Origin of the sequence: Microbacterium sp. (assembly GCF_035556355.1) — a bacterium.
Classification (GTDB): domain Bacteria; phylum Actinomycetota; class Actinomycetes; order Actinomycetales; family Microbacteriaceae; genus Microbacterium.
Genome location: NZ_DATMFG010000045.1, coordinates 1 through 20,227, shown reverse-complemented (window position 1 = coordinate 20,227; position 20,227 = coordinate 1). Strand labels below are relative to the sequence as shown.

The 20,227-nt window shown below is 69.6% G+C and carries 20 protein-coding genes and 1 rRNA gene; 9 read left to right on the top strand and 12 right to left on the bottom strand.

The annotated features are described in order from the left end of the window. Positions 1-8 precede the first annotated feature (8 nt). Positions 9-2,111, top strand: a complete 2,103-nt coding sequence (locus VNR19_RS12955; protein WP_325727398.1) for a S9 family peptidase — start codon at positions 9-11, stop codon at positions 2,109-2,111. Between the two features lie 81 nt (positions 2,112-2,192). On the opposite strand, the gene VNR19_RS12950 is transcribed toward VNR19_RS12955, so the two are convergent. The 3 genes from VNR19_RS12950 to VNR19_RS12940 form a co-directional block, all read right to left on the bottom strand. Further along, complete coding sequence (locus tag VNR19_RS12950) at positions 2,193-2,723, bottom strand: flavin reductase family protein (protein WP_325727397.1); 531 nt, start codon at positions 2,721-2,723, stop codon at positions 2,193-2,195. Continuing rightward, complete coding sequence (locus VNR19_RS12945; RefSeq protein WP_325727395.1) at positions 2,720-3,925, bottom strand: acyl-CoA dehydrogenase family protein; 1,206 nt, start codon at positions 3,923-3,925, stop codon at positions 2,720-2,722. The genes VNR19_RS12950 and VNR19_RS12945 overlap by 4 nt, the downstream gene beginning before the upstream one ends. A gap of 155 nt (positions 3,926-4,080) precedes the next feature. Next, the gene (locus VNR19_RS12940) at positions 4,081-5,022 is read right to left on the bottom strand and encodes a LysR substrate-binding domain-containing protein (RefSeq protein ID WP_325727393.1); all 942 of its coding nucleotides are present in this window, start codon (positions 5,020-5,022) and stop codon (positions 4,081-4,083) included. 185 nt (positions 5,023-5,207) lie between these two features. Between VNR19_RS12940 and VNR19_RS12935 the strand changes: the two genes are divergently transcribed. Continuing rightward, positions 5,208-6,479 carry an ABC transporter substrate-binding protein gene (locus VNR19_RS12935; RefSeq protein WP_325727391.1) on the top strand — a complete coding sequence of 424 codons (1,272 nt, stop codon included), beginning with the start codon at positions 5,208-5,210 and terminating at the stop codon, positions 6,477-6,479. A gap of 85 nt (positions 6,480-6,564) precedes the next feature. On the opposite strand, the gene VNR19_RS12930 is transcribed toward VNR19_RS12935, so the two are convergent. The 8 genes from VNR19_RS12930 to VNR19_RS12895 all read right to left on the bottom strand — a co-directional run bounded on the left by VNR19_RS12930 (position 6,565) and on the right by VNR19_RS12895 (position 11,743). Continuing rightward, positions 6,565-7,311, bottom strand: a complete 747-nt coding sequence (locus tag VNR19_RS12930; protein WP_325727389.1) for an SDR family oxidoreductase — start codon at positions 7,309-7,311, stop codon at positions 6,565-6,567. A 105-nt stretch (positions 7,312-7,416) separates the two neighbouring features. Continuing rightward, a complete protein-coding gene (locus VNR19_RS12925) occupies positions 7,417-7,767 on the bottom strand; it encodes a 4a-hydroxytetrahydrobiopterin dehydratase (RefSeq protein WP_325727387.1) in 351 nt (116 codons plus the stop codon). A gap of 105 nt (positions 7,768-7,872) precedes the next feature. After that, entirely contained in the window at positions 7,873-8,058 is a 186-nt protein-coding gene (locus VNR19_RS12920; protein ID WP_325727541.1) for a DUF1918 domain-containing protein, read from the bottom strand. Between the two features lie 77 nt (positions 8,059-8,135). After that, the gene (locus VNR19_RS12915; RefSeq protein ID WP_325727385.1) at positions 8,136-8,360 is read right to left on the bottom strand and encodes a hypothetical protein; all 225 of its coding nucleotides are present in this window, start codon (positions 8,358-8,360) and stop codon (positions 8,136-8,138) included. A gap of 46 nt (positions 8,361-8,406) precedes the next feature. Continuing rightward, entirely contained in the window at positions 8,407-8,823 is a 417-nt protein-coding gene (locus tag VNR19_RS12910; protein WP_325727383.1) for a VOC family protein, read from the bottom strand. Between the two features lie 102 nt (positions 8,824-8,925). Further along, positions 8,926-9,906: a phosphotransferase family protein gene (locus VNR19_RS12905; protein ID WP_325727382.1), complete on the bottom strand. Its 981-nt coding sequence runs from the start codon at positions 9,904-9,906 to the stop codon at positions 8,926-8,928. A gap of 30 nt (positions 9,907-9,936) precedes the next feature. Further along, on the bottom strand, positions 9,937-10,926 hold the full coding sequence (locus VNR19_RS12900; protein WP_325727381.1) for a DNA-3-methyladenine glycosylase family protein: 990 nt from the start codon (positions 10,924-10,926) through the stop codon (positions 9,937-9,939). A 61-nt stretch (positions 10,927-10,987) separates the two neighbouring features. Continuing rightward, positions 10,988-11,743, bottom strand: coding sequence for a winged helix-turn-helix domain-containing protein (locus VNR19_RS12895; RefSeq protein WP_325727379.1), 756 nt, complete (start codon positions 11,741-11,743; stop codon positions 10,988-10,990). 364 nt (positions 11,744-12,107) lie between these two features. Between VNR19_RS12895 and VNR19_RS12890 the strand changes: the two genes are divergently transcribed. From VNR19_RS12890 to VNR19_RS12880, 3 genes are all read left to right on the top strand, one after another. Continuing rightward, entirely contained in the window at positions 12,108-12,515 is a 408-nt protein-coding gene (locus VNR19_RS12890; RefSeq protein WP_325727377.1) for a PNPOx family protein, read from the top strand. A 62-nt stretch (positions 12,516-12,577) separates the two neighbouring features. After that, positions 12,578-12,874: a GNAT family N-acetyltransferase gene (locus VNR19_RS12885; RefSeq protein ID WP_325727375.1), complete on the top strand. Its 297-nt coding sequence runs from the start codon at positions 12,578-12,580 to the stop codon at positions 12,872-12,874. 99 nt (positions 12,875-12,973) lie between these two features. Then, on the top strand, positions 12,974-13,255 hold the full coding sequence (locus VNR19_RS12880) for a hypothetical protein (protein WP_325727373.1): 282 nt from the start codon (positions 12,974-12,976) through the stop codon (positions 13,253-13,255). A 112-nt stretch (positions 13,256-13,367) separates the two neighbouring features. Here VNR19_RS12880 and VNR19_RS12875 read toward each other — a convergent pair whose 3' ends face one another. After that, the gene (locus tag VNR19_RS12875; RefSeq protein ID WP_325727371.1) at positions 13,368-13,574 is read right to left on the bottom strand and encodes a hypothetical protein; all 207 of its coding nucleotides are present in this window, start codon (positions 13,572-13,574) and stop codon (positions 13,368-13,370) included. 144 nt (positions 13,575-13,718) lie between these two features. Between VNR19_RS12875 and VNR19_RS12870 the strand changes: the two genes are divergently transcribed. The 4 genes from VNR19_RS12870 to VNR19_RS12855 all read left to right on the top strand — a co-directional run. Further along, a complete protein-coding gene (locus VNR19_RS12870; RefSeq protein ID WP_325727369.1) occupies positions 13,719-15,212 on the top strand; it encodes an MFS transporter in 1,494 nt (497 codons plus the stop codon). Between the two features lie 75 nt (positions 15,213-15,287). Then, complete coding sequence (locus tag VNR19_RS12865; RefSeq protein WP_325727367.1) at positions 15,288-16,442, top strand: exonuclease SbcCD subunit D; 1,155 nt, start codon at positions 15,288-15,290, stop codon at positions 16,440-16,442. After that, positions 16,439-19,546, top strand: coding sequence for an SMC family ATPase (locus tag VNR19_RS12860; protein ID WP_325727365.1), 3,108 nt, complete (start codon positions 16,439-16,441; stop codon positions 19,544-19,546). The genes VNR19_RS12865 and VNR19_RS12860 overlap by 4 nt, the downstream gene beginning before the upstream one ends. A gap of 554 nt (positions 19,547-20,100) precedes the next feature. Continuing rightward, positions 20,101-20,227 (top strand): 16S ribosomal RNA (locus VNR19_RS12855); the annotation flags it as partial.

The following is a 20,227-nucleotide window of genomic DNA, read 5'->3' as shown; positions in this document are numbered from 1 at the left end:
GTTGTGGGATGCCAACGCCGTTCGACTCGCTCGATTCGTACATCGCCCTTCCTCGCATCGAGGGGCTCGCGCTCTCACCCGACGGTCGCCGCGCGGTCCTGACCGTCGCGACCGTCAAGAAAGACGGCACCGGTTTCGACCGGTCGCTGTGGGAGATCCCCGCTGACGGGGCGGATGCCGCGCCCCGCCGCCTCACGCGATCGGCCAAGGGCGAAGCCGCCCCCGCCTTCACCGCGACGGGCGACGTGCTGTTCGTGTCGGCGCGCCCCGACTCCGACGCCGACGAAGACGACGAGTCGGGCCAGCTGTGGCTGCTTCCCGCGGGCGGCGGCGAGGCTCGCGCGGTGACCCGCCTCGCGGGCGGCGTCTCGTCGATCGCCGCGGTCCCCGAGCAGTCGACCCGTGTCGTCGCGTCGGCGGAGCTCCTGCCGAGCGCCGACTCGATCGAGGCCGAGGCCAAGCTGCGCGCGCAGCGCAAGAAGAAGAAGGTCTCTGCGATCCTGCACGAGCGCTATCCGATCCGCTTCTGGGACCACGACCTCGGACCCGCCGAGCCGCACCTGCTCGCGCTCGACCTCGACGACCTGCGCGACACCGTCGGCGCGGTGCGCGACGAGTCGGCCGACTCGGATGCCGCGGACGACGAGAAGGGCGAGGACGCACCGACGCCCTACCCCGCATCGCTCCCGCGCCCGCGCGACCTCACGCCGAAGCCCGGCCGCTCCGCCGACGCCGCCGGCGTCGCGATCACGCCCGACGGCTCGACGGTCGTGGCGGCGCTGCGCGTGCCCGAGGGCCAGGACGCCCGCTACAGGCTCGTCGCGATCGACACCGGGACCGGCGCGCACACGACTCTTTTCGACGAGTCGCGCGTCGACTTCGAGTTCCCCGCGATCAGCCACGACGGATCGCGCCTCGCATTCCTCCGCACCGAGAAGGCGACCCCTGCGGGCCCGACGCAGTACGAGCTGTGGGTCTCGGCGATCGACGGCTCCGACGCGCGCCGCATCGCCGCCGAGTGGGACCGCTGGCCCACGAGCCTCACGTTCGCCGCCGACGACGCGTCGCTCGTCGTGACGGCCGACCAGGACGGTCGCGGCCCGGTGTTCCTCGCGCCGCTCGACGGTGGCGTGCCCGAGCAGCTCACGCACGACGACTTCACCTACACCGACGTGCACGTTGACCGTATGACGGGTGACCTCGTCGCTCTTCGCTCATCGTGGATGGCGCCGCCGCACCCGGTGCGCATCACGCGCGATGGCGCGGCGACCCCGCTCACGGCGCCATTCGAGCTGCCCGACGTGCCGGCGACGATGACCGAGGTCGAAACGACGGCCGAGGACGGTGCGCGCGTGCGCGGATGGCTGCTGCTCCCGCCTGATGCGTCGGCTGACAAGCCCGCCCCGTTGCTGCTGTGGATCCACGGCGGCCCGCTCAACAGTTGGAACGCGTGGAGCTGGCGCTGGAACCCGCAGCTCGCGGTCGCGCGCGGCTACGCGGTGCTGCTGCCCGACCCCGCGCTGTCGACCGGCTACGGCCTGGAGTTCATCGCACGCGGGTGGAACGCGTGGGGAAAGGCGCCGTACACCGATCTCATGGCGATCACCGATGCCACCGTCGCTCGCGACGACATCGACGAGACGCGCACGGCCGCGATGGGCGGCTCGTTCGGCGGCTACATGGCGAACTGGGTCGCAGGGCACACCGACCGGTTCCGCGCGATCGTGACGCACGCGAGCCTGTGGGCTCTCGACCAGTTCGGTCCCACGACCGATTTCACACCCTACTGGCGGTCGACCTTCACGCCCGAGGCGATGGTGGAGAACTCGCCCCACCGCTTCGTCGAGAACATCCGCACGCCGCTGCTCGTGGTGCACGGCGACCGCGACTATCGCGTGCCGGTGGGTGAGGGACTGCGGCTGTGGTCCGAGCTCAACCAGCATTTCGCGGCCGAGGACGGCTCGATCGTTCACCGGTTCCTGTACTTCCCCGACGAGAACCACTGGGTGCTCAAACCCCAGCACGCGGCCGTCTGGTACGAGACCGTCTTCGCGTTCCTCGCGCAACACGTCCTCGGCGAGGAATGGGTGCGCCCCGCGAACCTCGGCTGACAGCCGACACGCCGGATGCCGCGACCTTCTGCCCTTGGGGGTGGGGTCGCGGCATCCGTTCGTGAGTCGGTCGCAGGCGGGCTATCCGGCGCTGGCCCCGATGAGTTCCGGCATTGATGCGACCGTCGAATCATCGATCCGGTGCCACGTGCGGTTCCGGTAGACGAGGCCTTCGCACATCGCGGCGTCGGGGGCAACGCTCGACTCGACGATGGTGACGACGAACACATTCGAGCCGCCTGCGTCGACTCGGTGCAGGATGTCTGCGCGCATCCAGGTCTTCACTTCTTCGAAGACCGGCTCTCCCGTCGGCAGACGCTGCCATCGGCTCTCGTCAGCGAACCTGTCGACCCCACTCGCGGCGCCGAGAAGCGCCAGATCGAGATTGTCCGCCGACAGCAGGTGGATCACCACCGAGTCGGCTTTGCGAAGGTTCCGCGCACTCGAGCTGAGTGCCGACACCGAGAACATCGCGAGCGGAGGATCGGCGCTGACCGCCGACACCGAGGAAGCCGTGAGCGCGACGGGGCTTCCTCCGGGATCAGCCGTGATGAGGGCGACACCTGCCGGGTGCAGCCGAAACGCCGACTTGAACTCTTCTGGGGTGATCATGACACCGCCGCCAAGTACCGGACCGCCGCCTGCCGCCAGTTCAGGGTGACATGGTGCGAGATCATCTCGACGTCGCGCTTGGCGATCGACACGGGGTGGGCCGGGTTCCCGGCCTTCGCTCCCACCAGCGAGAAGATCTGCTGAACGGCCCGCAGCGCGGTTCGTGTCACAAGGGCGTTGTCACGCAGTTCGCGCGCGACATCCTCTTCCGACGACTCGATTCGCTGACGGGCTCGCTCGGATGCCTCCCAGCTCCGCTTCTCGATCAGCAGTCGCGCCATCTGGATGTCGCCCTGCGCCTGCGCGAACTCGCTCGCGACGTAGTCCTGATCCGCAAGGCGCACTGCGCCGCCGAGCGCGTTCGCTACACGGGTGCTCGAGCCGACAGTCTCGGCGAAGTGCTCGGCCGCGCCCCATGCTGCACCCACCGCGCACGACGCGAAGGGGAATCGGCCGTTCGACGGCCACGTCGCGTACATCGTGCTGAAGGTCGGGTGCAGTGCCCGGCGCTCCTGGAGCTTGCGGACCGTGTCTTTCGTCGCCTGCACCCGGTGTTCCGGCACGAAGACGTCCTTGACCGACATGGTGCGGCTTCCGGTCCCGCGCATGCCCGTCGGGAACCAGTCGTCGATCGTCTCGGCGTCCTCACGAGGAACGAGGAACATGTGGCCCTCGCCCTCCACCGGGGCGTTGAAGATCAACCACTCCGAGAAGTCGGAACCGCTGCAGAACCCCCAACTGCCGGTCAGTCGATAGCCTCCGGGCACCTTCTTGGCCACGGCTTTGGGATTGAGGTTCGTGTTGCCGGCGAGCGTCTTATAGGTGTCTTCGCCCCAGATCTCGTCTTGGACCTCCTCGGGGTACGCGAGGACCGCCATGTTGTCGGAGCTGAGGATCGAGAACGTCCACGCGGTCGACGCGCACCCGCGTGCGAGGGTCATCGCCACCTTCGCATGCTCGTGCTCACTGAGCTCGAGCCCGCCGTACTTCTTGGGCTTCAGGATGTGGAAGAATCCCGCGTCGCCGAGCTCGCGGTACACCTCGTCTGAGATTCGGCGCTCACGGTCGACATCCGCGGCGCGCTCCCGCAGGCGCGGGACCATCGCTTCCGCGCGTGCCAGGATCTCTTCGGCCGTCAGCGTCGACGGCGGCGCGGGGCGGATTCCGGTGGGGCGCTGGTCATCGAGAACGGTGCTGTTCATGTCTGTCCCTCCCGCGGCGTCGGTGCCGCAGAGCTCGATCAGGTCTGGAGTTCATCCTGCGATCGGCGTAAACCGCGGTCAAACAGAACAATTAGGGCAATATGCACGGTTTCGGTGCAAATACCCCTGGCTTCTGAAGAGGGAGTCGGATGGATTCAGGCGGGCGTCGGGTACTGCTCGCGCAGCAATTCGCCCAGCGCGTCGGCCCGCGGAGACAGCTCGGCATCCTTCGCCCAGGCGAAAACGACCGATACGGCCGCCGGCGGAGGCACGATGTCCTTCTCGATGATCGGCAGCCCTTCGTAACTCATCTTGTTGGCGGGCCGTTGGACGAGAATCGCGTAGGCCGTGTCCGATCGCGCGACGAGAGACCTCGTCAGCTCGAAGGCGTGCGTGCGATGTCGTACGTTGGGCACGAGACCGCGCGCCTCGAAGACCGACATGGCGTAACGCGTGCTCGGGCTCTGGTCGAACAGGATGAGCGGCAACGGAGCCAGCTCTTCGAGAGTCACCACGTCACGCTTGGCGAGCGGATGGTTCTCACCGAACAGCGCGTAGCCGCGCGCGCGGAAGAGCTGGAAGCGATCGAGATTCTCCGTGCCGTCCATGTCGTACATGATCGCGGCGTCGAGCTGACCTGCGACGAGCGCCTGGTGGAGTTCGTCCTGCGCGCCGACGATGAAATCGACCGACACTCGTGGGTGCCTCTGCTCGAACTCATCGAGCAGTCGGGGGAGAACGGTTGTCGCAAGCGTGACGAAGCATCCGATGCTGAGGGGGCCGACGAGCTCGGAACCGTCACCCTGTACGGCGTAGCTGAGTTCCGCGACATCGATGAGGAGCCGGCGCGCTCGGGTGAGCACGAGCTGGCCGGTGGGGGTCAGTGTGACGCCCTGTGCCCGGCGTCGGACACACAGTTCCGCGCCGAGGGCGCGCTCAAGTTCGGAGATCGATGCCGATATGGCGGACGGCGAGAAGTGGAGCCGATGAGCAGCCCCGCTGATCGTGCCTTCTTCGGCGGCCGCGACGAAATGCGCGAGCTGCCTCAGCGTCACGTCTCCCCGCGTGAGGGAACCGGCGACCGGGTCGTCAGTCATGCGGAGATCATATTCCACACCTCATCCGTGGTTATTCCTCAGTTTGTTCTGTTTGACCGAATTAGTCCCCGTTGCGCACCATTGTGCCGACAGTCCACTGCCCGAGACCTGCTGTCATCTGGGCTTTGATCGCGCTCGACGCCGAGCGCGTGGAAGGGACCGAGACCAATGGAGGCTCAGTTCGTATGAAGAACACGATCACCCGCAGACGAATGACTGCCGCAGTCGCTGCCGTCGGCATCGCGGGTCTCATGCTCACCGGTTGCGCGAGAGGGTCGGAAGAGGCCGCTTCGGCGGATGACGCCGTAGAGCCTTCGCCCGGGATCACGGACACATCGATCACGTTCGCCACGACATCACCGTTGACGGGCAACGCGGCCGGCGTCGGACAATGTGCGGTGGACGGGGCGGTCGCGTACTTCGAAGCCAAGAACGCCGAGGGCGGGATCACGTTCGGCGATGGCAAGACGCGTACCGTCGAGTTCCGCGCATACGACGACGCCTATGACCCGCAGCGCGCACTGGCGAACTTCCAGCAGATGGTTGCTGACGGCGTGTTCGGCGCCGCGCTCAGCCTGGGCACTCCGACGAACCGGGCCTGGCGGGAGGCGGCGATCGCGGAAGGGGTGCCGCAGGTGCTGCTCCAAACCGGCGACCCGATCTTCAGCGACCGCGAGGAGAGTCCGTGGCAACTTGGTCTGCTGCCGATCTATCAGCAGGAGGGCGAGGCGTTCGGCGAACTTCTCGCGGCGTCCGCAGATGACCACAAGGTCGCAATCCTCTCGCAGAATGACGACTTCGGCCGTGGCTACGTCGAAGGCTTCAAGGAAGCGATCGCGGACGCGGACAACGTCGAGATCGTCAAAGAACTCACGTTCGAAGCGACGGCCGTCGACGTCTCAGCGCAGATCACCGACCTCGCCTCAACGGGTGCGGACGTCTTCTTCAACGCGATGTCGTCACTTCCGCCGCTCGTCATCGGTGCACTGCAGCAGGCGGATTCGGTGGGTTGGCACCCCAGCCTGTTCCTCCCGTCAACGACGTCGAGTCCGCAGACGCTGCTCATCCCGTCCGGCGTTGCGGACCGATTCCCCGGCATCTACTCGACTGCGTCGTCGCTGGTGGCAGGGTCGCCGGCGTTTGATGAGAGCCCGGATTCGGAGGCGTTCCTGGATGCGCTCGCGGAGTACACGTCGCAGGACGGCGTCCCGGCCTTCCCGCAGTGTGTTTGGAGCTGGATCGGCGCGTCGGTGCTCGAGCAGGCGTTCATGAAGATGGAACAACCGACACGGGAGAGCTTCATGGAAGCCCTTCGCTCGATCTCCGGATTCGAGGCGCCATTCCTGCTGCCGGGCGGGGTGATCGATACGACCGTCGACGGACTTCCGGCTATGAACGGCGTCGTCGTGTTGAAGTTCAACGGTCAGGGCTTCAGCCCGGCCGAATCTCTGGGGTAACCTCTCGGGTCCGCCTCCAGGCCGGATGCCGCGACCTTCTGCCCTTGGGGGTGGGGTCGCGGCATCCGTGTGTTGGTCGTCCGGATCAGAGCCGCTGGGCCGCGAGCCACTCGTCGAACGTCTGCGTGCCGAGCTGCGCGTCGGGGCCGGGGAGCAGCGACCCGTCGCGCTGGCGGCGCCCACCGTCGCCGGGCAGCGAGATCGCGGGGATCCAGGCGCGGGAGCCCTTCGCCCGCGCGTAGGCGCGCATCATGTCGGCGAGATTCTCTTCACGAGGACCGCCGAGGTCGCGCGCCCGACCCGCGGGCGGCTGTTCGGCGAGCTCGACGAGCCTCTCCGCGACCTCGCGTGCGGCGATCGGCTGCGTGCGCATGCGGATCGCGAGGTGAAGCGGCCCGAGCGTGGCGCGCTCATAGGTCTGCCCCGCGAACTCGTGGAACTGCGTCGCGCGCAGGATCGTCCACGGGACGGCGCCGGTCTCGACGAGCCGCTCCTGCGCGAGCTTGCCGACGTAGTAACCGTACGGCGCGCGATCGATGCCGACGATCGACAGGGCGACGTGGTGGGGAACTCCGATCCGCTTCTCGGCGTCGAGCAGCGCGCGTGTCGTCGTGGTGAAGAACTCGGTCGACACGTCGGCCGAAAGCGTCTGGGTGCTGAGCACGTCCACGACGACGTCGGCACCTGCGATCGCGTCGGCGAGGCCCTGGCCCGATCGCACGTCGGTGCCCGTGCGGCGCGACAGCACGACGACATCGTGCCCGCGCCCCCTTGCCACGTCGACGACGTGCGTGCCAACGGCTCCTGTTCCACCCGCGACGACCAGCTTCATGTGCGATTCCTCCCTCTGCGGCGGCGATCAATGCGCCTACCAGAGAGACAACGCTCAGGCCGGAGATGTGACGTGACCCCGTGGAACCGCGAGTGAGGACCGCGTTCAGTCGGGACTGCCGCCGGTCGTCGGATCGGTCGGCGGCGGGAGCCTCGACGGGTCGGACGCGATGCCGAGACGGTCGGCCGCTTCGGAGATCTGCCGCGCGAGTTCGACGTCCTTCTGCGTCAGCCCACCCGCCGAATGCGTCACGACGCGGACGGTCACCCCGCGATAGCGCAGGTCGACGTCGGGGTGGTGGTTCGCGGCATCCGCGAGCTTCGCGATCTCGGCGACGAATGCCGCACCCGCATTGAAGTCGCGTGTGTCGAAGTAGGCGGCGGCGCCTGCGGCGGTCGCGCGCCAGTCGGCGACTCCGGATGCTTCGTGGAACTCGCGACTCGTGATGACGGCCATGTCGGGCCTCCGTTCGATCGACGATGCTGAGGCTCGGGCGAGCGAGCGGTGAGGGAGCGGAGCGACGGGCGCCGGATCCGCGCCGCGGTCCGGCGCCCGCGACAGTCAGCCCGCGTGCCGGATCTCGCAGTCGCTTCCGGGAGAGAGGATCGCCTCGCGCCCGTCGTCGTACCGCACCACCAGCAGCGGATCGTCGTCATGTCCACGGACCTCGACCACCTCACCGGAGTGGTCCGGCGCGCCGACGGTGCGCCCGTGGATGATGACGCGGTCACCGACCTTCGCCTGCATGTCGCTCACCTCCTGGCCTCACCATACGATGCACGCGAATGCGAAGGCCAGTCCTCTGCCAGTCCTCTCGGCGAGGTCTAGAGTTGCGCGCCGTCGTCCCACGGGTCGTTGAGACCGGGGGTCTTGCCGCGCCACGACTCGTACGCGATGAGCCATCCGATCGAGATCACGATGCCGATCACCAGGCCCAGCACGACGCTGCCGAGCACGGTGCCGACGAGCGCACCGAGACCGAGCAGCACGACGGTGCCGACGGCCCATCCGATGCGCCCCTTGGGCCAGCCCGTGCGTCGATCGCTCATGCGCTCAGCCTACGGCGCGCGGCGAGGGGCCGAGGCACCCGCGTCGTCACTCCCGCGGAGGCGTGTACGCGATCATCCAATCGATGCCGAACCGGTCGGTGAGCATGCCGAAGCGCCCGCCCCACGGTGGGACGTCGAACGGCAGCGTGACCGTGCCGCCGTCCGCGAGCGCCGACCAGAACCGCTCGAGCTTCTGCTCCTCGTCGCCGCTGACCGAGACCGCGATGCCGGCGGGCTTGCGGTACTCGACGCCCGCGGGGGTGTCGGACGCCATGAGCACGAACCCATCGGGCGTCGTGAGCTGCGCGTGCATGACGAGGTCGGCCTCGCTCGCGTCCTGCACCATGCCCTCGTACTCGCCGAAGGTCGAGATGTCGAGCTCGCCGCCGAAGACGCCCTGATAGAACTGCATGGCCGACCGGGCCTCTCGCTGGAACGACAGGTACGGATTGAGGCTGGGCATGTTCGCTCCTGGAATGTGAAGGGGGAATGACGGATGCCGCGCCCGGCCGCGCCGCGGAGAACCCCAGTCTGACAGGCGCCTCCGACATCGAGGGCGCCGAGATCAGCCGACGAGCTCGCGCAAGAGGCGCGACGCGGCCGCGCCCTGCAGCCGCTGGAAGCGCCGGAGCGTGGGCAGCCCCGGCGGGTCGGGTCGCCGGCCCTTCTCGAGCAGGAATCCGGCCATCAGCGCCACGATCGCGGCGATCGTCGCCGCATCCGCCCCCTCGAACGCCTCGTGCGAGTCCACCGCGGCGATCACATCGAACCCCGGATCGCGGTACCGCACGTCGACGAGCAGCATGACGGCGTCGACCCACGGCGCACCGAGCAGCGCCCACGGCCAGTCGATGAGCACCGCGTCGCCCGCCGGCGTGAGCAGCACGTTGTCGGCCCGCACGTCGAAGTGCACAAGCGCGTCACCCGCCGCGAGCTCGACACCACGATCCGCCATGGCGATCCACCGCGCGGCGTGCCGCACCGCCCACTCGACGTCCTCCGCATCGGCGAGTGTGACGCCGTCAGCTTCGGTCAGCGGCACGACGACCGGATCGGGCTCGGCGAGCAGTTCCTTCCACGACTCGGCGAGCGGCCGCAGTCCCGTGTGGATGGGCGGGATCACCGCGCGGGCCTCGGCGCTCAGCGGCGCCCGCGCCGTCGCCGCGAGCGCGTCGAGCACGGCGCACAGCTCATGGTCGCGCCACGGCACCGCGGGATGCCGCCCGTCCACGAGCTCGAACGTGAGCACGGTCCAGCCGTCGCCGTCGGCTGAGCCGAGGAACCTCGGCGCGGGCACGACGCTCGGGAGCACCGCGGCCTTGGCCGCTTCGCTGCGGTGGATCGGCACGACCTCGGGGTTGACGTCCGATGTCGCCGTCTTGACGAAGACGCGGCGGCCGTCGGCGCACGTCACGATGTCGGCGGACCCGGGCGAGAAGCCGCCCGGCTGCGACACGGCGTCCACGACGGAGGAGCCCAAGAGCTCCGCGACGGCGTCCTGTACGCGCGCGGGCACATCCTCCCAACGCACGCGCGACGCGACCATCCGCACATTCTGGCATCACGGTCCGCGCGGTCAGCGGTCGCGGTGGTCCTCGGGGTGCAGGCGGGGGGCTTTGCGCGGCTCGCGCACGCCGCTCAGCCCGATGAGACGGATCGCGCGCTGGCGCTGACCGCTCCACGGGGCGAGGAGTTCGAGCATCCGGTCATCGTCGACGCGCTCGCCGATGAGCGCGTATCCGACCTCGTTCGCGAGGTGGTAGTCGCCGACGCTCACGGCGTCGGGATCGCCGAGGGCGCGGATGCGGGTCTCCGCCGACGTCCACACGCCGACCCCGCGCAGACTCGTGAGCACGCGGTCGCGCACTTCCCCGTCGGGCGCCGCGGTCACCGCACGCACGATCGAATCGCCGCGGCGCGCCGTCTCGACGATCGTGCGCGCCTGCGGCGGCTCGAGCCCGGCACGGTGCCATGCCCACGACGGCACGCGGCGCCACCCCTCGATCGTGGGCGGCGCGAACATCGGCCGCGGCGTGGGTCCTGGTGCGCGTTCGCCGTACCACGTGAGGATGCGCCGCCACGCGCCGAAGGCCTGCATGTTCGTGACCTTCTGCTCGATGATCGACGCCGCGAGAGCGTCGAACACCAGGTCTGTGCGGCTCAGGCGGAGTCCGGGATTGCGCCGATGGGCGTCGGCGATCAGCGGATGCCGCGACGCATCGAACCCACCCGGATCATCCTGCGCACCGCACAGCGCCGGCAGCTGTGCGAGCGCCCATTCGCGGCCGGGCCCCCACGCCGCGCCGCGGATGACCCCGCGCGACACTTCGCGCAGCGCGAGCGTCGCGACGCCCTCGGGCGTGCGGCTCGCGCGCCAGATGACGGAGCCGTCGACGCACATCGTGGGGTCGCCGTAGCCGCGCCGCTGCATGAGCACCGTCCGCGCGAGATCGAGCGGATGCCGCGGCCGATACTCGGTCTCGAGGGGACGGCCGTGCTCGGGCCGGGGGTCGCGGGAAACGGCCCCGCGCGCATCGCGCACGGGGAACACCCCCGACGACCTCATGCGCTCACGATACGTCGTCGTCGCGACATCCGCAGATCCACGATGCCGGACGCGCGCGGGATCAGAACCGGTCGGGCGACGGCGAGCCGTGGCCGTAGCGGATGACGACGTCGGCATGCCGGTCGAAGCGGTAGCCGACCCCGCGCACCGTGCGCACGATGTCTTCATAGCGGCCGAGCTTCGCCCGCAGGCGGCGCACATGCACGTCGATCGTGCGCTCGCCGGGGACGTCGTCCTCGCCGGCTCCCTGCCACAGCGAGCTCACGAGCTCGGCGCGCTCGATCGTGCGGCCCTCGCGGAGCACGAGGTACTGCAGCAGCTCGAACTCCTTGAAGGTGAACGCGGCCGACTCGCCGTCGATGAGCACGCGCTTGCGGGAGATGTCGACGACGACGCCCGCGGGCGTGCGCTCGTCCTCGTCGGGCTCCTGCTGCTTCGCGCGGGCGACGGCCGACGGCTCGTGCAGCGCGAGGCGCACGACGTCCACGTCGCGTCCGCCCGAGCCGACGGGGGCGAGGGCGACGGTCGCGTACGTCTCGGCGTTGGGGGCGAGCTCGGCGAGGGTGCGGCGCAGCGCGTCGACGAGGACGCCGAGCGAGACGCCGGATGCCGCGGCCTTCGCCTCGTCGATGCCGACGTACAGGGCGAAGCCGCGCGGCGCGGTGCCGACCGGCAGGGCGGCGGTCGGCGCCGGTGCGGGGGTGGAGGGCTGTGCGGGGGCCGTCGTGCGGCGGATAGTGGGAACCGGGCCGGTGACGGCGCGCAGGTGACGGGTGGTGGTGGTCGTGGGGCGGTCGAGGAGAGCGGTGTTCGACATGGGAGTGGGAGTCCTTGCGGTGAGAACCCGGGCTGATCGCCTCGTGGGGGTTCGGATGTGTTGTGAGGGCCGGCCGTGTGGGCCGGGTGCGGAGCGCGCGACGAAACGACGTCAGTCGCCGTGTCGGTGCTCGGGGACTCGATGCGCGGTGCTCGCAGAAGGAGCAGAACCGATCGAGTCCGGCTGGGTCACCGGATCACATGCACATTCGACAACACATGACAACGCGGCCGGCCATCATCATGCCGGCAGTCCCGTTCGCCTCCCAGGCGGACAGAGAGCGTGCGTTGTCAGTCATGACGGCGATTATGACCGAAGGTGTCCTTATGCGTCAAATCACGTCACGTTATGAATGGGAGAAGCGATGGCTCAGGGTCGAATCAGGCGCTGGTGGCTCGGCTTCATCCAGCGGCGGCTGAACCCCACGACACTCGCCGCGGCCCGTTCCGGTCGCGGGCCGTTCTCGCTCGTGCGTCACCGCGGGCGCAAGAGCGGCAGGATCTATGAGGCGCCGCTCGTGCTCGCGCAGGTGCCGGAAGGAATCATCGCCGAGCTCACGTACGGTCCTGAGGTGAACTGGTACCGCAACGTCGTCGCCGGTGGCGGTGAGGTTCTCCACCGCGGACAGTGGTACCGCGTCACCGCCGTCGAGCCCTTCCCGGCCGATCGCGGTCGCAGAGCGTTCGGCCCGTTCCGGTCGCTCATCCTCACCCTGCTGCGCCGGCACGACTTCCGGCTGCTGAAGGTCGAGGCGATCGATCCGCCCACGTGACCGGGCGTCGCGGGAAAGCGCGGCTCTGCCCTGACGTCGCGGGAGAGACGTAGCCTGTCAGGGTGAAGGAGTTCCGGTTCACCAACGAGACCGACGCATCGCGCTACACGCTGCACCTGGGCGACGACCTGGTCAGCGTTCTCGACTATCGAGATGACGGTCGCACCGTCGCGATGACGCGCGCCTACACCGTTCCCACCTTCCGCGGCCACGGCTACGCGGGCGAACTGGTCGACCGCGCCGTCGCCGAGCTCGAGGCGCAGGGCGACCGCGAGGTCATCCCCGTCTGCTGGTACGTCGCCGACTGGTTCGAGGCGCACCCGGAGCGCAGCGGCATCCTTCGCAGCCGCGCCCTCTGACCTGCCAGCGGCCGGCGCTAACCGGATCGGTCGGTCTCGTCAACCCCTCGCTCCGTCCCCGGGCTCGCAGGGATGCTGGGAGGGTCGAGAGGAGCCGACATGGAGCACGAGAACACGGATGACCGTGCCGCGGAGATGCGAGGCGACAAGCGCCCGCTCGACCCGGAGCAGGCGCAAGACACTCCGATGCTCGCTCAGAACGAGGCATCCGAAGTCGACAAGGTCGCGGGCATCGTGGTGCAGACGCGCTCGGACGTCGGAGACAAGTCCATCGACGAGATCGCCCATGTGCTGCGCCAGCGGCTGAACGACTCGTCGATCGAGCTGCCTGACTCCGAGGTGCAGGAGCTGGCCAAGCAGATCGCGACCGGAACGTCCTGACGCAGTCCAGGATGTGAGATCCGCCGCGCCCACTTCGTTCCGAGTCGGGGCACGGCGGATTCTTCTCTGTCACATCGCCGTCATATCACCGCGGTCGAGCAGCTGCGGCGCCTCATGCGCACGCGGGCAAGGCGTCGCCGTGCGCGACTCCGATCGGCCGGGGCCACGCATTGCGGCGCGGCCGGGGCGAGCGCTGCGCCGCCTCAGCGGCCAGCGCGGCCAGGCGCTCCCGTCGAAGCTCGTCGATGCGGGCCTCCCTGGCGCGGAGCTCCGTGTCGTGTCGGAACAGCACTTCGCTCGCGTAGATCGTCGAGAGCATGATTCCTCCAAGGTTCCGATGTCTCGAACTTAGGGAGGGGTTCCGACATTTCCGCCGCCGGATGTGTTGGCAGTTTTCGATGCGTCGGTGGCGGCATCCGGATGCCTTGACGGCTCGTGTCCGGACGCCGATAGCCTGTCGAGCGTGGCGACCCCAGACGCGCACCCCCCGACGCGTGACATACCTCTCAATCCGAATCAGCGCTGGCGGGCGTACTGGGTGTGCGTCGCCGTCGCGGCGATCACGATCCTCGACCTGAGCAAGGTCAACGTCGCGCTGCCGTCGATCGAGGCTGCCCTCGGATCGAGTTCGACCGAGCTGCAGCTGATCGTGTCGGGCTACGTGCTCACCTTCGGGCTGGCGCTCGTGCCGGCCGGTCGCATCGGCGACCAGCGATCGCGCCGCGCGCTGTTCATCACGGGGCTCTCGGTGTTCACCGTCACGAGCCTCGTGTGCGCCCTCGCTCCGACGACCACCGTCCTGATGATCGGGCGGCTCGCGCAGGGCATCGGTGCGGGCATCCAGATGCCGCAGGTGCTCGGCATGATCCAGCAGCTGTTCCACGGCAAGGAGCGCGGGCGCGCGTTCGGGCTCTTCGGCGCGGCCGTGGGGATCTCGACGGCGTTCGGACCCACGCTCGGCGGTCTGCTCATCGCGATCGGCGGACCCACCGACGGGTGGCGCGGCATCTTCTGGATGAACGTGCCGCTGTGCCTCATCGCGATCGCGCTCGCGGTGTGGGTGCTGCCGTCGACGCGCGAGCGCTCCCGGCGCCGCCTCGAGCTCGACCCGGTCGGCGTGCTGCTCTTCGGCGGCGCCGTCCTCGCGCTGCTGTGGCCGTTCCTGTTCACGACGGGCTCGCCCGACGACAACCCGCAGCGGTGGTGGCTGCTCGTTGCCTTCGTGCTGCTGGCCGCCGCCTTCGTGTGGTGGGAGCGCCGCTACGACCGCGGCGGCAAGAGCCCGCTGATCCCGTTCAGCCTCTTCCGGCTGTCGTCCTACCGCAACGGGACCCTCCTGGCGACCGCGCAGTTCGCCGCCCTTCCGGCGCTCTTCCTGCTCACGACGCTGTATCTCCAGCTGGGTCTCGGGCTCGCGCCCGTGTTCGCCGGGCTCGTCACGGTCGGCTTCGCGCTCAGCAGCGCGTTCGCGTCGTGGATCGGCGGCAACCTCGTGGTGCGCATCGGCCGACCGCTCGTCGTGTGGGGTGTCGTCGGCGTGCTCGTCGGCGTCGGCGCGATGGCGATCACAGCCTACTTCGCCCCGACGGGCTCGCAGCCGTACATCATGGCGGTCGTGCTCTTCCTGTCGGGATTCGCGGGCGGCCTCGTGGTGTCGCCGAACCAGACGCTCACGCTCGCCGACGTGCCGGTGCGGCGAGGCGGCGTCGCCGGATCGGTCGGGCAGCTCGGTCAGCGCATCGGAGCCTCGGTCGGCACGGCGGTGGCCCTCTCGCTGTTCTACGCGACGATCTACAACGAGCGCGGATCCGATGCGCCCCGCATGGTCGTGTTCCACGACGCGTACGTGATCGGCCTCATCTCCGTGGGGATCTTCCTCGGTCTCGCGCTCGTCGCAGGCGTCGCCGACATGACCGCACGCCGGCGCGACGAACGCTCGACGGACCCCGTGATCTGAACGGCGGCCGGGCATCCGGGCGAAGCACCGCGAGGCTCACCGGTGATGTCGGAGCCGGAACATACGGTGTGTGGCATGCGGATCCTGCACACCTCGGACTGGCACATCGGCCGGTCGTTCCACGGGCACTCGACGCTCGAGGCGCTCCGTGGTGTGCTCGAGGCTCTCGTCGAGCAGGTCCGCGAACATGAGGTCGACGTCGTAGTGGTCGCGGGTGACGTCTTCGACTCGGCGGCGCCGTCGGCGGCGTGCTTCCCGCTGCTGAGCGACACGCTGCGTTCGCTCAGCGGCGCGGGCGCGCACGTCATCGTCACGAGCGGCAACCACGACTCGGCCGCGCGGCTCGGGTTCCAGTCCGGGCTCCTGCGCGACGGCGTGCACGTGATCACCGACCCGCGGTCGGTCGGCTCGCCCATCACGATCGACGACGAGTCCGGGCCGGTGCACTTCTACGGCATCCCGTTCCTCGAGCCGGCGCTCGTGCGGCACATGTGGCCCGGCGCCGAGCTGCGCACGCAGGCTGAGACGATCGCGCATGCGATGTCGCTCGTGCGCGAAGACCTCGCGTCGCGCGGCGGTCGGTCGGTGGTGATGTCGCACTGCTTCGCGGCGGGGGTCGAGGCGACGCCCGGAGTCGAGCGCGAGATCCGCCAGGGCACGCTCGACGTCGTGCCGCTCTCGTACTTCGAGGGGCCGGACTACGTGGCGCTCGGGCACATCCACGGGCGCCAGCAGCTGTCCGAGCGCGTCCGCTACGCGGGGGCGCCGCTGCACTACAGCTTCGGCGAGGGCGACAAGCCGCGCGGGTCCTGGCTCGTCGAGCTCGACGCGTCAGGACTCGCGTCGGTGGAATGGCTCGACCTCCCCGTGCCGCGCCGCCTGGTCACTCTCACGGCGACCTTCGACGAGCTGCTCACCGACGGGCGCTTCGACGAGTTCGCCGACGCCTGGGTGTGCGCGCGCTACACCGATCCGACCCCGCAGCTCGACCCGATGCGCCGTCTGCAGGAGCGCTTCGCCCACTGCGCCGCCGTCGTGCACCTTCCGGCGAACGCGGCCGCCGCCGACGGGTCGACATACGCCGGCCGTGTGCGCGCCGCGCGCAGCGACGCCGAGCTGCTCGACGCCTTTCTCGCCCACGTGCGCGAGGGCGAGGGTGCGAACGCCCGCGAGCAGGAGCTCATCCGCGAGATCATCGGGGAGCGCGTCGCCGCGGAGGCACAGGCGTGAGGCTCCACCGGCTCGAGCTCGAGGGCTTCGGGCCCTTCCGCGATCGTCAGGTCGTCGACTTCGACGCGTTCGCCGACGACGGCATCTTCCTCATCGCGGGCCGCACCGGCGCGGGCAAGTCGAGCGTGCTCGACGGCGTGTGCTTCGCCCTGTACGGGGGAGTGCCGAGGTACGACGGAGCCGAGAAGCGACTGCGCAGCGATTACTGCGGTCCGGATGATCCGACCGAGGTCTCCGTCGAGTTCACCACCGGCGGACGCAGGTGGCGCGTCACCCGCTCGCCCGAGTACGAGCGCGCGAAGAGGCGCGGCACCGGCACGACGCTCGTGAGCGCGGACGCCCAGCTCGACGAGCTCGTCGGCGGCGAGTGGATCGGTCGGGCATCCGGCTCGCGCAATGTCGCGCTCGCGCTCGACGACGTGCTCGGACTGAGTCAGCAGCAGTTCCTGCAGGTGATCCTCCTTGCGCAGAACCGCTTCGCGGAGTTCCTCCTCGCCCGCAGTGACGAGCGGCAGAAACTGCTGCGTCGGCTGTTCGGCACGCGCACGTACGAGCAGTATCAAGAGGCATTGGAGCAGCGCCGCCGTGATGCCGAAGCCGCGCTCGCGGCGGCGGGCGACGGCGTGAAGCTGCTTCTGGGCGAGGCGGAGCGACTCGCTGCGGCCGAAGGGGCATGGGAGGGCTTCGGTGCCGCAGGACACCTGCTCGAGCGTCTGGCCGACGGCGCGAGCGAACCCGAATCGACGGATGCCCCGCCCGCGGCTCCCCCGGACGACCCAGGTGCTTCTTCGGGCACAGGGCCCGCGACCTCGCTCGCCGACCGCCTCGCCGAGGCGGAACGGTCCGTGCGCTCGGCGCGGTCGCGGGCCGACGTGCTCGCCGGTCAACAGTCGGTCGCCACCGCCACGGCCCGTGATGCCGATGCCGCGTTCGCCGCGGTCAAAGCCCTCCACGCCAAACAGCAGCAGCTGACCGCCGCGCGCGCCCGCTTGGCGGCGCTCGAGGAGGACGCCGACCGCATCGCCGCCGACCGCACCCGGGTCGAGCGCGCGATCGCCGCCGAGGCGCTTCGAGCGCCGATAGAAGCGGTTGCCACCGCGGATGCGGCCGCGCAGCGCGCAGCGGAGGCCCTGAGCACCCACCGCGAGGCATGGGAGCGCGTCGGCGGCTCGGCCGACGACGACGTCAAGCAGCTGCGGGGACTCGTCGATGAGCTGACCGGGCAGCTCGCCGTGTGGGCCGCGGTCGCCGAGCAAGAGGACGAGCTCGCGCACCTCGAGAAGCGACTCGCGGCAGATGAAGAACGGGTCGTCGCACTGGAACGCGACATCGCAGAGATCGAGGAGCGCCGCCGGCTCGTCCCGGCTCGGCTCGAGGCGATCGACGCCGAGTTGCGCGAGGTGCTCGCCGGCGCCGGGCGCGTGGACGACCTGCGCACGCGGCTCGCCGCGCTCGATGAGCGTCTGACCGCGGCGCATGAGGCGGAGCGGCTCGAGAAGCAGCTTCGGGTCGCCGACGAGGCGCACCTCGCCGCCGCCGGTCGCCACGAGTCGGCGCAATCCGCGGTGACCGCGCTGCTGCGGCGGCGACTCGCAGGCCATGCCGCAGAACTCGCCACCGCGCTGGTCGACGGTGAGCCGTGCGCGGTGTGCGGGTCGACGGAGCATCCGTCACCGGCCGCGGCTTCCGAGGCGCCCGTCACCGACGAGGAGGTCGCGGCCGCCGAGGCGGCGCGAGATCGCGCGGCGAAAGACGAGGCGGCTGCGGCCGACGCAGCGAAGGCCGTCCGCGATGCCCACAGCGGCGCACTGGCGCGTGCCGGCGGCGAGTCCGTGGCGGCGCTCGCCGAGGCGAAGGTCGCCACCGAGCGCTCGCTTGCCGCTGCGACCGACGCGCAGCGCCGCTCTGAACAGCTCACCGCCGAGCGCGCGAGTCTCGTCGAGCTCGACGCCGCGGCAGGACTCGAGCTCGACCAGGCGACTGCGACGCTCGCCGAACTGCGGATGCAGGTCGCCGCAGCGACCGCCGAAGCCAAGACGCTTCGCAGCGCTGTGGCGGAGGCTCGCGATGACTTCGAGTCCGTTGCCGCGCGCATCGCCGCGGCCAAGCAGCGCCGCGGACTCGCCCTGGCTCTCATCACCGCCCTCGAGGATCACGCCGGCGCCGAGGCGTCGCTCGCTCGGGCGCGAGCCGACCTGGCGACGCGTGTCGCCGCGACGGACTTCACCGACGATGCGGATGCCCAGGCCGCACTCCTCGACCCGGCGGAGCGCACCGTACTGTCGGAGCGCGTGCGTGCGCACGAGGTCGCGCTCACCACAGAGGCCGAACGCGTGCGCGAGCTGGAGAACGAGTTGGGCGAGGCGGCGGATGCCGCACCCGACGTCGACGCCGCGGCGTCCGCGCGCGATCGGGCGCTCGCCGAAGAGAAGGCCGCGGTCGAAGCTGCCGCTCGCGCGGCGCAGACGGCGAAGCGCCTGGACGACCTCGTGCGCCGCGCGGTCGAAGCGCAAGACGGGATCGCCGAGCTCGCAGCAGAGTGCGAAGCGGTCTCGCGGCTGGCGAACACGGTGGCCGGCCGGCCACCGAACACTCGCCGCATGACGCTCGAATCGTTCGTGCTCGCTGCCGAGCTCGAGGAGATCGTGGAGGCCGCGAACCTCCGGCTCGGCGAGATGTCGAGCGGGCGCTACCGCCTGCAGCACAGCGATGCGCGGGCCGCGCGCAACGTCGCATCCGGACTCGGGCTCGAGATCGTCGACGCCCACACGGGCCAGGCGCGACCGGCGCAGTCGCTGTCGGGCGGCGAGACGTTCCTCGCGTCGCTGGCTCTCGCGCTCGGGCTCGCCGAAGTCGTGACCGCACGCGCGGGCGGCGTGCGCCTCGACACGCTCTTCATCGACGAGGGATTCGGCTCGCTCGACGAGGCGACGCTCGACCTCGCGATGCGAACCCTCGATGAGCTGCGGCAGGGTGGGCGCACCGTCGGGCTCATCAGTCACGTCGCCGCGATGAAGGAGCAGTTGCCGGCGCAGCTGGTCGTGGAGGCCACTGCTCAGGGGCCGAGCGTGGTCCGGCACGAGACGGCTTCGGCCGTCGTCTGAGGCCTCGCCGACCTGGGCGCAACGGGAAGAACGGAGCGTGCATACACACTCGAAGGAGCGCGACACGCCCGGGATCGCGCCTCGATTTGCCGCTCCTCGGCAAGCCACGTACAGTATTACCTGTTCGCCCCAAAGGGAAGAGCGCTGAGGCTGAGAGCCCCGCCCCCTCAAGTGGAGAACCACCTCCCATCCGATCAACTCTCCTTGTGAGACATGACCTCCGGGTCTAGGATGGGAAGTCCACTCCGTGGACCGCGGTCATCGTCTGCCGTCGAGATCTGAAGATCTCGAGCAGATCGGTTCGACAGACGGAACGGAGCGGACGAACAGGAAGTCGCCCCTCGGGCACGGTCGCGAGACCCGACCGTGGGAGCGTCCGATCCTTGAGAACTCAACAGCGTGCACTTGTCAAATGCCAATTTATTTCCGCTGGCCATTTTTGGTTGGTGGGGGTTTTTGGATCAATTCATGGATTGTCAGTGATGGCATTCTGTTTTGGTCATGATTGAACTCGTCGCAGGTTCTGCTTTTTGGTGGGGATTGTGGTTTCGTTTTTTACGGAGAGTTTGATCCTGGCTCAGGATGAACGCTGGCGGCGTGCTTAACACATGCAAGTCGAACGGTGAACACGGAGCTTGCTCTGTGGGATCAGTGGCGAACGGGTGAGTAACACGTGAGCAA